The organism is Cupriavidus sp. 86D6, assembly GCF_057815095.1.
Genome location: NZ_JBYPSB010000011.1, coordinates 124,485 through 137,801, shown reverse-complemented (window position 1 = coordinate 137,801; position 13,317 = coordinate 124,485). Strand labels below are relative to the sequence as shown.

General features: G+C 62.3%; 16 protein-coding genes. 10 read left to right on the top strand and 6 right to left on the bottom strand.

The annotated features are described in order from the left end of the window. Positions 1 to 15 precede the first annotated feature (15 nt). Both AC3G88_RS21750 and AC3G88_RS21745 read right to left on the bottom strand, forming a co-directional pair. On the bottom strand, positions 16 to 168 hold the full coding sequence (locus tag AC3G88_RS21750; RefSeq protein WP_488893934.1) for a hypothetical protein: 153 nt from the start codon (positions 166 to 168) through the stop codon (positions 16 to 18). A 209-nt stretch (positions 169 to 377) separates the two neighbouring features. Further along, positions 378 to 902, bottom strand: coding sequence for a hypothetical protein (locus AC3G88_RS21745; protein WP_488893933.1), 525 nt, complete (start codon positions 900 to 902; stop codon positions 378 to 380). 158 nt (positions 903 to 1,060) lie between these two features. Here AC3G88_RS21745 and AC3G88_RS21740 point away from each other — a divergent pair, with 158 nt between their 5' ends. The 10 genes from AC3G88_RS21740 to AC3G88_RS21695 all read left to right on the top strand — a co-directional run bounded on the left by AC3G88_RS21740 (position 1,061) and on the right by AC3G88_RS21695 (position 9,063). Beyond that, positions 1,061 to 1,510, top strand: coding sequence for a hypothetical protein (locus AC3G88_RS21740; RefSeq protein WP_488893932.1), 450 nt, complete (start codon positions 1,061 to 1,063; stop codon positions 1,508 to 1,510). Then, positions 1,507 to 2,967: a 3'-5' exonuclease gene (locus AC3G88_RS21735; RefSeq protein WP_488893931.1), complete on the top strand. Its 1,461-nt coding sequence runs from the start codon at positions 1,507 to 1,509 to the stop codon at positions 2,965 to 2,967. The genes AC3G88_RS21740 and AC3G88_RS21735 overlap by 4 nt, the downstream gene beginning before the upstream one ends. Positions 2,968 to 2,975: 8 nt before the next feature. Further along, positions 2,976 to 4,196, top strand: a complete 1,221-nt coding sequence (locus AC3G88_RS21730) for a DUF1173 family protein (RefSeq protein WP_488893930.1) — start codon at positions 2,976 to 2,978, stop codon at positions 4,194 to 4,196. Further along, positions 4,193 to 4,540: a hypothetical protein gene (locus AC3G88_RS21725; protein WP_488893929.1), complete on the top strand. Its 348-nt coding sequence runs from the start codon at positions 4,193 to 4,195 to the stop codon at positions 4,538 to 4,540. Before AC3G88_RS21730 ends, AC3G88_RS21725 begins: the two co-directional genes overlap by 4 nt. Before the next feature lie 74 nt (positions 4,541 to 4,614). Continuing rightward, positions 4,615 to 4,908 (top strand): hypothetical protein, encoded by a 294-nt coding sequence (locus tag AC3G88_RS21720; RefSeq protein WP_488893928.1) that lies wholly within the window; start codon positions 4,615 to 4,617, stop codon positions 4,906 to 4,908. Continuing rightward, entirely contained in the window at positions 4,905 to 5,906 is a 1,002-nt protein-coding gene (locus AC3G88_RS21715) for a phage Gp37/Gp68 family protein (RefSeq protein ID WP_488893927.1), read from the top strand. The genes AC3G88_RS21720 and AC3G88_RS21715 overlap by 4 nt, the downstream gene beginning before the upstream one ends. Further along, entirely contained in the window at positions 5,906 to 7,150 is a 1,245-nt protein-coding gene (locus AC3G88_RS21710) for a DNA methyltransferase (protein WP_488893926.1), read from the top strand. Before AC3G88_RS21715 ends, AC3G88_RS21710 begins: the two co-directional genes overlap by 1 nt. Positions 7,151 to 7,152: 2 nt before the next feature. Further along, positions 7,153 to 7,401 (top strand): hypothetical protein, encoded by a 249-nt coding sequence (locus AC3G88_RS21705; protein WP_488893925.1) that lies wholly within the window; start codon positions 7,153 to 7,155, stop codon positions 7,399 to 7,401. A 227-nt stretch (positions 7,402 to 7,628) separates the two neighbouring features. Continuing rightward, a complete protein-coding gene (locus AC3G88_RS21700; protein ID WP_488893924.1) occupies positions 7,629 to 8,102 on the top strand; it encodes a hypothetical protein in 474 nt (157 codons plus the stop codon). Between the two features lie 13 nt (positions 8,103 to 8,115). After that, positions 8,116 to 9,063: a DNA/RNA non-specific endonuclease gene (locus tag AC3G88_RS21695; protein ID WP_488893974.1), complete on the top strand. Its 948-nt coding sequence runs from the start codon at positions 8,116 to 8,118 to the stop codon at positions 9,061 to 9,063. A gap of 99 nt (positions 9,064 to 9,162) precedes the next feature. Here AC3G88_RS21695 and AC3G88_RS21690 read toward each other — a convergent pair whose 3' ends face one another. The 4 genes from AC3G88_RS21690 to AC3G88_RS21675 form a co-directional block, all read right to left on the bottom strand. Then, a complete protein-coding gene (locus AC3G88_RS21690) occupies positions 9,163 to 10,104 on the bottom strand; it encodes a hypothetical protein (protein ID WP_488893923.1) in 942 nt (313 codons plus the stop codon). Next, the gene (locus AC3G88_RS21685; protein ID WP_488893922.1) at positions 10,085 to 10,378 is read right to left on the bottom strand and encodes an HU family DNA-binding protein; all 294 of its coding nucleotides are present in this window, start codon (positions 10,376 to 10,378) and stop codon (positions 10,085 to 10,087) included. Before AC3G88_RS21685 ends, AC3G88_RS21690 begins: the two co-directional genes overlap by 20 nt. Positions 10,379 to 10,533: 155 nt before the next feature. Continuing rightward, positions 10,534 to 11,172 carry a hypothetical protein gene (locus tag AC3G88_RS21680; protein ID WP_488893921.1) on the bottom strand — a complete coding sequence of 213 codons (639 nt, stop codon included), beginning with the start codon at positions 11,170 to 11,172 and terminating at the stop codon, positions 10,534 to 10,536. A 14-nt stretch (positions 11,173 to 11,186) separates the two neighbouring features. Next, positions 11,187 to 12,317, bottom strand: a complete 1,131-nt coding sequence (locus tag AC3G88_RS21675; RefSeq protein WP_488893920.1) for a helix-turn-helix domain-containing protein — start codon at positions 12,315 to 12,317, stop codon at positions 11,187 to 11,189. Between the last annotated feature and the right edge of the window lie 1,000 nt (positions 12,318 to 13,317).

Below are 13,317 nucleotides of genomic sequence, written 5' to 3'. Positions count from 1 at the left end.
TGCGCGCGGCGATGGTCAGGCCGGCTGGCCCGACAGATGCGAGAACCTTGCCAGCACCCACAGGACCGCAACCACCAGGGCGGCGATCATCAGTGTGGACAACTGCAGGTACAGCAGCGCAATGCTTCCGGTCGTGACGATGAAGAACAGCGCCGTGAAAAGAATCACGACCAATGCAACGATGGCACCGGCAGTTTCAGGGGCGTCGATGTGAGACCTGATGGCTCCAAAGAAATGGGAGCCATGACCCATGGGGGACATAGCCCCGATGGGTGAAAGAAGAAGATGGCCGGTACGCCGGCGAGGTCGATGCGCAGAAGCGCGGAGAATCGGACGAATCTTACCTCGCCTCTCGGCGACGTACAAGAAGAGGACGCCTAGCGCTTGGCGGCCGCTTGGCGGGCACGGCGGTTCGCCTCGCGCAGGCGATTGACAACGGCCCAACGGCGCTGCTCCACCTCTTCGGGATTCTCCAAATTGGAATAGTCCTGCACCGGTCCATCGCCCACAAACGGCACGTAATCGTCCGGAAGCCTGCCTTCGGCTTTAGCCTTCTCGCGTTGCAGCCGGCCCAGCCCGTCACTGCTCTCCGTAATGGCGACGTAGTCCCAGCGCGTCGGGACGGCATCTTCGGAGAACCAGACCTCGCCTTCGCCCTGCCCCACGATAGCCACCACATCGTAGACGCTCCCCACGGCAGAGGGGTTGGCCCGCACCTCGAACCGAAGAACTTCGGGCCTGGGGTTCCAGAAAACACGGTCCAGGTAGCGCTTGAAAATGAACGCATCCAGCCGCGCGATCTCGCCATACTGGGGCTCGCCTGGGGCGATGAACTGCGGCTCGTTCTTCGGGCGGGTGCCGAGTGATACCTCACGAGCGATCGGTGTAGTGGCTTGAGACATGGGATTTTGGTGAAAGGCGCGCGAAATTCTATCTCTTTCGAAGCCTACGCCCGGATTTATGCCTCGAAAATGATTGACGGCGAACTTCGCCCGCCGGCCGCCTTGACTTTGACGCAGGGCCGGTATCTTGGTCTTAGACCATTCCATACCTTGCTGCCATGCGATTCACACGATTCGGACGCCACGACCCCATCGACTTCAACACTCGCCGTCAGGCCGCCTTCGCCCGCAAGCAGCAACGTGAGCGCGATCGGTATCCGCTCTTCGCGGAACATGTCGCGGCCGAGCAGCACTCGGCGCAGGAAGAGCTGACGCGCCGCCAGCGCAGATCGGATCGCCTCGAGGCCACGACGCGCAGCATGCAGGCTCGGCTCTGGCGGCAAAAGCGCGCCGTCTACTTCTCCCTGAGCGCAGAGCTGCGGGCCGAAGTCCGGGCCAAGTGGCTCGCGTGGACGGGCCCCACCACCGCGTTCTACTTTGCCTACATCGTGGACAACGCCAGTGGCGAGGCCGCACGACGCGCCGAGGTGTCCCGCGCCCATTCACTGGAAATCCGACGCCGCGTTCTCGCGAGCATGCCAGAACAAGCCGCGCTGGAGATGCCATGACGCCCACCGTTGAACAGGAGCATGTCGTTGAGGCAGTCCGGGCGGGCGGACCCGTCAAGGTCAAGGCATACGCAGGCGCCGGCAAAACTTCGACCCTTCGCATGGCCGCAGAGGCTCGCGGCCGCGCGCGCGGGCTCTACCTCGCGTTCAACAAGGAAATCGCCAGCGAGGCGGCCCGCAAGTTTCCGCAGAATACCCGCTGCCGCACGGTCCACTCCCTGGCTTACGGCGGTACCAGTCCCGAGATCACGCGCAAGCTCAGGAATCCTGTTGAGCCGCCGCATCAGCTCGCCATGCGCTACGGCTTCGGCAAGCTGCGCTTGCCCACAACGATTGGCAAAGATCTGGAACTGAGCCCCAGCAAGGTCGCCCGGATGGTGATGGATGGCGCGGCCCGCTTCTGCCGCTCTGCTCAACCTGAACCACTCGCATGGCATATCCCGGTGGACGCCATCGTGAAGGAAGAGGAGGCCGAGCATCTGCGCCAAGCGCTTCTGCCGTCGGTCAAGCGGCTCTGGTCCGAATACCTGGACCCTTCCGCCCCGTCAGCCATTGCACACGACGTATATGTAAAGGTTTGGCAAAGCAGTCGCCCCCGTATCGGTGCGGATTTTATCCTGTTCGACGAGGCGCAAGATGCCGATGGCCTCATGCTTTCAGTGCTGCGCGGCCAGCAATGCCAGGTCATCTACGTGGGCGACCCTTACCAGCAGATCTACGAATGGCGCGGCGCCGTCAACGCCATGGACCATATCCGCGCGCCGGAGTGCGCTCTCACCGAGTCCTTCCGTTTCGGTCCCGCCATCGCGCAACTGGCCAGTCGTGTTCTTGCGCTGATGGACGAAGCCACGCCCGTGCGTGGCCAGGACCATGTCGCTTCCCGCATCCTGCACGAGCCGGTTCCGGGTCAGGATCGCTTTGACGCCATCCTTTGCCGCAAGAACGCCACGGTCCTGACCCACCTGGCCCAGGGCATTGGCCGAGGCGACCGGGTCGCGGTCCGCGCCAACGTCGACGAACTCCGGGCCTTCGCGGACGGGGCCGAGCAGCTCATGCGCGGCCAGCGCGTCGGCTTTCCGGCCACGCTTGCCCTTTTCGAGACCTGGGAAGAGGTGCAGGAGTACGCGGAGTCATTCGCGGGCCGGGATCTCAAGCCGCTCGTCTCGCTGATCGACAACGAGGGGGTGGACTACTTGCGGCTGATCCTCACCCGCGTATCCCCCGAGGACGAAGCCGACTATATCGTTTCGACGGTCCACCGTGCCAAAGGGCTCGAGTGGGATCGGGTGCAGCTTGCCGGCGACTTCAAGTTCAAGAACGGCGACGACGGGAAGCTGACCATGGCGGCCGAAGAGATGCGGCTGCTCTATGTCGCGATGACGCGCGCCAAGCACGCGCTCGACGTCAGCGAGGTCCGCCGCGACCTGTACACCATGTTCCGGGATGCCGGCGTCTAGGAGGACATATGATCACCGTGCGGATTGGCGGGAACGAGTTCCCACTCGACGAAGTACTGGACGACCCCGGCCGCTATGCGCGCCACCTCGAGCGCGCCAAAACGATCCAGGGCTTTGCCGAATGCGGCTGCGGCAGGCAGCATCCCAGGCCTAAACTGGTGATCCGCCGTCACCGGGACATCTTTTTGCTCGCGCGGTGGCCGGAACAGGCGCATCACCACGCACCTGCATGCCCCTTCAACCGGCAAACGCTGGCCAAGGCGGGTCCCACCGACAACCTCGATGCCTTCCGGGTCAAGGACGGCAATCACGACATCCGGCTCGGGGTCACGCTGACAGCGACCACTCGTACGCCGGCCGCGACCGTCCAGCGCTCTGCGCAAGGCCAGAGCAGCAAACCGCAGCGTCGCGCGGCCGGTCTGCTGGCGTTCCTGGAGTATGCCTGGGAGCAAGCCGGGCTGAACGTGTGGCCGGGCACCGGCTACCGCGGCTGGACGGCCTGCTGGTCCCAACTGACCACCGAACTGGCGGAATGCCGCATCAACGGCAAGCCTGCAAACGGTTTGCTTCACATCCTGCAGCGATGGGATCCCGGTCGGAAGGCCGAGATCCTTGCCGAATTCGATGCTTGGCAGGCCCGGCTCGCTCCTACGGCCGCAGGCAGCCCGCGCGGCATCGTGATCGGCCAGATTGAGTCGCACGAACCCTCGCAGTACGGCGGCAAACTGGTGTTGCGACAAAGCCGGCAGCGCTATTTCCTCAATACAGACCTCTATGCGGGCCTGCAGAGTTCATTTGGGAGTGCGTTGTCTGCCGTCGGCAAAGACGACCAGCGCTGCGTCGCCGTGCTTTTGGTCGAGATGTCGAAGGGCGGGTATCTGCGGGTGGTAGACGTGGCCGCGATGCTGGCCAACACCCACTTTCTGCCCTGCGACTCATCCTACGAGATCGCCATGGCGGATCGCCTGATCGCGGAACGGCGCGCGTTCCGCAAGCCCCTGCGGCATATCGGCCGGGCCGCCGCGCATCCAGACTTCGTCTTGACCGACGTGACGCCAGAGACCGTCATCGAGGTCCTCGGCATGACGGGCAACGCCGACTATGACGCCCGCATGACAGAGAAGCGGGTGCAATACCGCGCCGCCGGCATCCCCGTCATCGAGTGGGACGCCACGGCCAGCCCGCTCGCTGCCGTACAACTGCCTCCACCGGACCACCAGCACCAATGACTGGGCCTGATATCGCTTTGGCAGCGCTGTCTGATCGCGAATACGCCCGCGCGCTTGATCTCGTCCAGCGCTTTCGGGCGAGCTCCGTCGCGCTGCTGCAGCGGTATCTGGAAGTCGATTCCGATGTTGCCGAATCGTTGCTGCTACGCATGTCGCAGGAGACGACGCTCGTGCGCCGAATGCCTGATGGCCTTTTCCTGTTCGTTGGAGAAACCATCGGCCAGGAACTGGAGGCGTTACAGGGATTCGCCCGCGAAGTCCTCGCCGCGCTCCAGTCGGATCGAGTCGACGCTGACCACCTCCGCGCCGCAGCCGCCCGCTATGGCCTCACGCCGCCGTCTTGACTTCGTTACCGGTCCGATAGGCTGAGTGGGACGACGAATGCCTTCGACTGCCCGCGACCACCACTTCAAATCATATGGAAAACAACCGAGACAACACCCCGCCACTTCTCGTTGAAAGTGGCCGCCGCCTTATCGCCGCGAGAGCCAAGGGCGGCTATCTGGTCCATTTGGTGGATCTAGCCCAAGGCCGGGCGCTGTGCGGCCACCAGCCGCGCCATACGGCCACGCGCATGAAGCGCAGAGGCGGCTGGCTCCCGCATGGCGCCGTGCCGCCTACCTGCAGCAAATGCAAGGCCGCCCAACCGTCTGCGGCCGTTGCGCCGGAGCGCGATCCACTGACCATCGACATGTTCGAGGCCCAGGCATGAGCGAAAACACCACAATCGAATGGACTGACCACACCTGGAACCCGTGGGAAGGTTGCCAGAAGGTGGGCCCCGGCTGCGACCATTGCTATGCGGAAGCCCGCAACCAGCGGTTCGGCGGCGGCACCGCCCCGAATTGGGGTCTTGGCGCACCCCGACGCCGCACGTCCACGGGCAACTGGCGCAAGATGTTTCGGTGGAACGCCGCCCACGCGGCCTTCGCTGCCGTTCATGGCCGACGCCAACGCGTCTTCTGCGCGAGCCTCGCGGATGTGTTCGACAACGAAGTCCCAATCGGTTGGTTCATCGACATGCTCGAGGTATGGCGGCAGACGCCGAACCTCGACAAGCTGGTTCTCACCAAGCGCATCGGCAATGCCACGAAGCGGCTCGGGGAGGCGTTCAACACGCTGATGCTGCGCGATGACTGCGCCGACAACCCGCTCGTACCATGGCTGGCGACATGGATCGCAGGCAATGCGCCGGCGGACATCTGGCTGGGTGCAACAATCGTGAACCAGACCGAAGCGGACCGGGACATCCCAAAGCTACTTCGCACCCCGGCCAGGACCCGCTTCCTCTCGATGGAACCGCTGCTGGGCCATGTCGATGTCTTCTCGCCCATGACGTGCGAGCTTCTGCATACCTCCGGCAACGACTACGCGTCGGGGTCGATCGACTGGATCATTGCCGGCGGCGAGAGCGGTCGGAGCGCTCGGCCGATGAGCCCCGATTGGGCACGAAGCCTGCGCGACCAGTGCGCGGCCGCCGGCGTGCCTTTTCTGTTCAAGCAATGGGGCGAGTGGATACCGATGCTGGGGCAGGTCGATCGTGCTCCCGTTGGTGAAAAGACCACGACAACGGACGGCTGGGTGATGGGCTGGGCCGGAAAGAAGTCGGCGGGCCGCCTGCTCGACGATACGTTGCACGACGCCTTTCCGGTAACGGCGCTGGACGTTGGGGCCGCATGCGAGCGGGCGCTGGCTAGAGGGGGCCTCTGATGCAACAGCTGAATCTGTTTGGACACGTGGCCGCGGCATTCGCGGACGCGCCTGCCGACGGTATCGCCACGGCGCAGCTCTACGATGCCGTGGCCAGCGCAGCTGGTATCGACCTGGCTGAGGCTCGAGCGAAAGTGCCGGTCGGCACGGCTGGCGCCATGCACAGCCCCTTCAAGCGGGCCGTGCGCTGGCACCAGCAGACGCTGAAGTCCATGGGCATCGTAGAGCGGGTGGCCGACCGCGCCGGGTTCTGGAGACTGACTGAACCGGTAACGAAAGACCTGGATCGCGCCGCCAACGGCGTCCGGCTGGTCGCCTTCAGCACCACGCTTGGCGTGGCCGTGTGGGCACGCCATGAGGATGTGTTTCGGGGCCTCGGCGAGCCGATCGCACTGTGCGTCACCTCGCCGCCTTATCCTCTGAGACAGGCACGGGCCTACGGCAACCCGAATGAGGCGCAATATGTCGATTTCCTGTGTGAGGCTCTTGAACCCATCGTTGCCGGGTTGGTGCGCGGCGGCAGCATCGTCCTCAATGTGTCGAACGACATCTTCGAGCCGCGCAGTCCGGCCCGGTCTCTCTATATAGAGCGGCTGACGCTTGCCCTGCATGATCGCCTCGGCCTGTCGCTCATGGGCCGCGTGCCGTGGGTCAACTACAGCAAGCCGCCCGGTCCTACCCGATGGGCCTGCGTGGAAAGCGTGCAACTCACGTCGGCCTATGAGCCGGTGCTATGGTTCACCAACGATCCCGCCTGCGTGCGGGCCGATAATCGCCAAGTTCTCCAGGCTCACACGGAACGGCACCGGCAGCTGATGGCCGCGGGCGGCGAGGCCCGTGACGCGGTCTACGGAGATGGCGCCTACCGTATTCGTCAGCGCGCCTTTGGCACCGAGACGGCCGGACGGCTGCCTCGCAACGTCATCGAACGCGGTCATAGCTGCGCGGACACTCGCGCCTATCGCCGTGCCGCCCGGGATCTGGGCTTGCCGACCCACGGCGCCATGCAGCCGACCGACATCCCGGACTTCTTTACACGGTTCCTGTCGCGGCCAGGTGACCTGGTTGTCGATCCGTTCGGCGGCACGATCCGGACTGGACTCGCTGCCGAGCGCCTGGGCCGGCGATGGATCGCGACCGAATGGATCCTGCAGTACGTCCGAGGCGCCGCCGAGCTGTTCCGCCAGGCCGACGGCTTTCAGATGCATCCGGCCCTCCAATGGGCCACCCAACCGAAATATTGAACATGACGCAGTACGACGACAACAAAGAGCGCGAATACCCCGAACCCGAAACGATCCTCGCCATCCGAGGCGCCATCGCGACCGGCCAGATGGGGGGTCCCATGGGGCTACCCGGCCACTGGCTCAATGAGTTCTGGCAGATCGGCGCCGCGCTTCGCGACCATGCCGAAATCGTTCAGGCCTACGAATCCGCGGCTCGGCAGGAAGTCCTACTCGCTTCTGCCGGCTACCTCGACATGGCCGCCCCGTAGCATGGCCACCCGGTAGCCATCCGCTATTCGCACGCGCCATCACCACGGTTCGCTGGACGTAGCATCGGGGCAGGCATAATGCCGGCATTTCCTGACCCTGACTGATTCCCATGCCCAGCGGCCTTCTCCCCTGCGCACATTGCGACGGCTCCCCGCTCTATATTGCGGGACGACTCCAGGCCGTCGTTGTTTGTGAAGAATGCGGCATTTCCACACCGCCGGTCCCCATGGATTCGCCGGGAAGCGACACTGCGTTCGCCACCCTTACCGCGATCTGGAACAACCGGGTCGAACATCGCCGCGCCGATCAGGAAGCCATTTCCATGACGGCACGGCGCACGCTGACCAGCTCCGATATTCCTTATTTCCTGAATCTGATCGCCGCCAACACCTCGGATTGGGAGACCGTGGGCCCGAAGTTCGCTGCCATGGCGGCGGCACTGGCGCAACCCGGCTACGTGTTCAAGCACGTGGATCCGCCCGAGACGGTCGTGTCCCAAGCTGAGCGGTATCAAAAGCTTCTCAAGCGCGCCAAGATCATCTACATCGACGGCGCACCCATGGTTCGATTCGAGCCGGTTCCCGCTCTCTGCGCCGAGATCGCAGAAGAGGCGCTGGCCGACAAGGAATGGCCCCTGCTGGACCTGCACGAGTTCATCGGCAAAGCCATCGATGGCGTCCCGGATCAGTGGCAGCCATGAGGGCTTGACTTCGGTGATCGGCTGGCAAGCTGGAAGAGTGTCCAACAACCTCTTCCGTCCTTCCATGCTCCGAAAGCTCATCACTGTCCTCGCCGCCCTGGGCATTACCACCTCGGCTCTCGCCAAAGACGCTGCTCCGTGTCCGAACGTCCTCTCTGTGGGCGAGCCCGCCGTCCGTGTCGAGGCCGGGAATACACGCCTGCTCTGCTACCGCGCGTATGCCGTGCTCTACTCTGACAACACACGTACGGCGCTGTGGTCCGCAGAGCGCCTGTCGGCCGCCGCCGTAGAGGCTGCACGCAAGCTTCCGCGCGACAGCGAGTTCTATGAGGAAGACCGCCTCCCGGCATCGGCCCGTGCACGGCTTACTGACTACCTAAAATCTGGACTCGATCGTGGCCACCTATCGCCGAGCGCGGATTTCCCCGATAAATCCGCACAGGCGGAGAGTTTCAGCCTGGCCAACATCGTGCCTCAGCACAGCGTGTCGAACCGCCGGACGTGGAGCCACATCGAGACTTCGACGCGCAGGCTCGCGCGAGAGCATGGCACCGTCCATGTGGTGACCGGCCCGGCGTTCGCAAAGGACGCAGCGGCGCTTAATGGCCGGGTCCGGGTGCCGACCTATCTGTGGAAGGCCATCTACGTGCCAGGTGTGGGCGCGGCGGCCTATGTGGTTCGCAACGACGCGACGCCGGCATACAGCGCGATCAGCATCGATGAACTTGCGCACTTTACGGGCGTAGATCCTTTTCCGGCGCTCACTGGTGCGCAGCGATCGCAGCCCATTGAGCTTCCCGCGCCGACGCCTCATCCCGGCGAAAAGACCTCCCGCCGTGTGAAGTTCTCGTGGCTGGTGTCGGGTGAATCACTGGCAGACAAATCTCCCGCAGGCTCGATCCATCGACTTGTAGGCGACGCCGGCGCCCTGGCTACCTTGCTTCTGGCCTACGCACGGTAGCGCACCGGACAAGCAGTCGAAGGAACATGTTCCCTTCAAAAAGGACGAAAGGCACGCCCGTAGACGTGCCTTTCGCGTTCTTGATACCGGTTTTCTGGTCTACCGGTTGGCCCAGAGCCACATACCAAAGCCAAAATAGATCGACAGCGGGATGCTGGCTCCCGCCAGCGCGGCAAGCGCAAACCTGAGGCGTGATGGCCGGCCTCGCGCACCGGCGAGCTCTATGGCGCGCGACCGAACACTGTTCACCGTCCGCAGTACCGTCTGGTCCAGCAGCGTTTCGTCGAGGCCGGCCAACCACGCCATGTCCGAGTTGTGAATCTCGCCAACAAAAATCGAGATCTCGCTGGCGCCGAGCACTCGAGCCCGCTCCACAGCAAACTCCAGCATAAAGACGCTGCGCAACGGAATGTTGAGTTCCGGCTCAATCATCGCGAGCCAACGCCAATCCGGGTCGGGAAAAACGGGCCCTTTGCGGTCACCACCGCCCGTGCGCCGACGACAGTTCTCCACGAGGTACGAGTAAGGATCGGGAAATCCCGCAAGTCTGCGACGTTCCTCGGGCGACAAAGCATGGAAAGCCGCGGAGCCGCCGATGTCCTGCAGGCGACGAACACCGCCCGTTCCAAAGCGGTCAACCTCAGTTCGGCGCTCACGACGCATGCCGGCGGCCACCATGAACATTCGCATCGGCGTCAGCGCCGCCTTGAATTGCATCCGGAAGGCGTCGCGCAGCGGAATCTCGGTCCAGTCGTCCATCTCCACCTGGATGCCTCGATAGAGCTTCCCGAACTTCGTCTCGCCAAAGACTAGCTCGCCCGGGGCATCTTCGATGGCCTGCTCCACCAGGGCCTTGTATTGCCGGTTGGTACCGCCGGTCAGACCATGGAGAACGCCATAAACATGACACGTGACGCCCCGATATCGCACGACCGATGCGTCGATGCGTTGGGGGAGCTCCGTGGTGCCGGCGAGCAGCTGTGCGACTGGCACGTAATGCGGCGAGGCCGTGCCCGTCTGGTCACTGTGCACCGGCGCCACCGTTTACGGCATCCTTGAATCGCTGACCGGCCTTGAACTTCACGGTCTTGGCTGCCTCGACCCGGATTTCTTCGCCGGTGCGCGGATTGCGCGCAGTCCGCTCAGCTCGCTCTCCCTTGCTGAAAGCACCGAAGCCGACCAACGTGAGCGTGTCGCCTTTGGCCACGGCATCCATGATGGCATTGAGGGTGGCGTTCAGGGCGTGCTCTGCCTTGGCCCTGGACAGGCCCTCGACACCAGCAGCGATAGCGTCAATTAGTTCAGATTTGGTCATGCAAGTTTCTCCGTACTGGTCTTGGAAATTCCGATTCAACCATGCCCACATCGGCAAATCACCCGGAATGACGGTACAAAACCGCGAGCTTTCCGGGTTTTTATCATGAGCACGCTCAAGAAAACCGCTCAAAATCACGCGCTGTCAGTTGACGACTATTCGACGATGCTCCGAGTAATCGGAAGGCGAGACTCGTCGTCAAGAGAGGAAAGCAGTTTCGGATCACGGCAGGCATGCAAGATCGCATGTATGTCAGTCTTCGCAAGCCAATCACCGATCTGGCCGCCGGCCCTCATGAAAGCGACATTGTCGGCAACGCCAATGAACCCCAACAGATTAAATAGCTGGCTCGTAGTGTAGTTGTCCTGCCATTCCAGATCGCAGTCCCACATCGATAGCTCTGCTTCAGACTCCAACATCGCGTTCGCAACGTCACTCAGGAACAGCCCCACCTCTTCGACGCCCTGTCGCAAATGAGGTAGCTGCAAGTACGGATCCTCATTCAAGTATCCGGACACTTCAACCATCACTGTACCGTCCGTCAAGTCGGACGCCGAGAACTCCACCACGATACAGCCCCAGGCGGTACGTAGGCCGTGCCGAGGGAGTAGGGCACGATCAAGCTCCTCCTGAGCGCTCGCGTCGTCAGGATCTTCCATTAAGGCAGCGCGTGCTACCGTGCTCAGCGATTCAGGAAGTTTGATCAAAGGCCAACGCTCTATAGCGACCACGGAAATGCCTTCCTTCACAATCGCTACCAATTCCGCCTGTGTGTATTCCTTGTTTTCGTGCACGTGAACTCCTTCACTCAGTTGGCAACTCGTCGGTAAAGACTCTGGCGCGTTATTCCCAGCTCTGCAGCTGCCTTGCTCTTGTTCCCTCCATGCCGACGGAGAGCCGCCATAACATCTTCCTTCGAGACTTGTGGCCTATCGACCGCAGCCATGGCTGCGAACGTTGAAAGATAAGCACCACTTTTGGACGGCTTGCTATGGCCGGCGGCAAGCACGATCGCCTGAATAGCCTGTCGATGGGCCTCCAGATCAGGCGCCTCGCCGCCCTTAATGGGCGCAGGGACGCCGGCCAACTCCTCATACATCTGGTGCGCCCACCCATGACGCAAGCCATGACTAGTAACGCCCAACCCCTTCTTGTACACGCCGTGCTTGCGGAGCACTGAGTTGTAACGGCTTCTCCATCGCTTGATGTTGTAAGACGATGGGGTTGTCGAGCCGCTCAGCGGATCAACGAGCCTGGCGGCCTGCTCAAGCACCAGAAGTTGAAGCCGAATGGGCACCTCTCGTTTCCGCCCCCCTTTCGTACCGTCGACCACCCTTAGTGTGTCCAGATTCTTCAGCGCCGTAGCAATCTTGAGCGACCAGCTTTCCTCAACGCGTAGTCCGAATGCCGACTGCAGTTTCAGCTGGATAGCGACTCGTGGGTCGTCCTTCTCGATGTCGGCGATCACCGCCATAGCGTCTACGCCGTTCGCTTCCCACGACTTATCCTTCCTCGTCACATAGGAACGGACGAGTCCATGCGCCTCCCTGTCCGTGTAGTCTCCCAGGGGGCGAATCAGGTCGTGCTTTCCAAGCCACTGGCAGAGCGCCTTGAGGTGACTGAGCTTGTTCTCGATCGTCCCCCCGGTCTGCCCTTCTTCCACCCATCGATTTACCAGTGCCTGGACGTGCTTGTGCCGCAGCGAGTACGGGCTCTCAAGCATGAAGCCTCGCTCACGTAACTCCACAAACGAGCGGCACACTGTGTACATTCGCCTTTCCTGCGTCTTCAGCGACGCGCTTTTCAGACTCACTCTCGTCTGACTGAGGATCTTCCTCAGGTTGTCGGTTAATACCACCTCTAACTCCGACCTCATTCGAGTAGGCAGTTCGTATTTTGCTAACAATCCACGTACGTTGAATACCGCCATCTGGCGCATCGTTCCCTCCCATTTCCCACGTCCGGCGTTCTACATCCCCACAGTGTTCCCCGTAACACTGCGTGTCGTATCTAAGCCCCACTTTGCCCTTTATCCACCAGTGGTGGCCCTGCTCTTCCAGGTCCTTTAGCGATTCCATGGCTGGTCAGCCCTCACGTGGAAGAAACGTGCATGACTGTCCCGACCGAACCTATTGCGCTTCGCGCAATACGCTCGACGGGCTACCCGGTTGCTGAGGGGAACCGCTCCCCAGCATGAACGCCGCTTGGTGCAAGCACCACGCCACGCCGCCCGCGTAACTCTTGTTGCGCTGTTCTGTTCTACGGCCGCGCACGCCGTTCGTATGGTGTTGGAGCGTCCGGTTGATCAAATCAACCTACGTCCTGCCCTTCAGGTAGCGACATCTGAACCGCCGTGTATCGGGCTCAACGTTCGCTCACCCCGCTTCTCGCCGCTGGGCTAGTGGAATAGTTCGAGGTACCAATGTGTCCGGGTGTCCGGCTTGCACATGTCCTCATTTCAGCTCATTCCCCAAAACCGACCGCAAAGCCAATTGGTATCGCGGTGTACGGGGTACTCAGTGTGGTCCAGTATGTACTTGAGCCGATTGAAAAAAATGCCGCGACATTGTGCGGCTCAGACAGATGCACCCCGATCCCATGTGTAAGACGGATTCGGGGGGGATTTGCCGCATAGATGGCGGCGAGGTCGATGCGTCGGGGACGCGGTAGGTGCACCAAGAATAAACCAGGATGCGAATCTTGGGCAACGGTTCGCACGCCAAATCGACCAGCTTTCGGAACTTGACTTCGCATTTTCGCCGGTAGAGTTGGTGAAAGCGATGTGCCACGAAGTCGGTCCACGCCTGAGCATGTCCCGCCAAGTCCCTTCAAGTGCCACCCCTTGGTCCGAGTTCATGGGACTTGATGGCACCAAGTGCCACTTAGTGGTGACCAAGTGCCATCAACGGGGACTCGCAAAGACTTGCTCCGACCGCGAC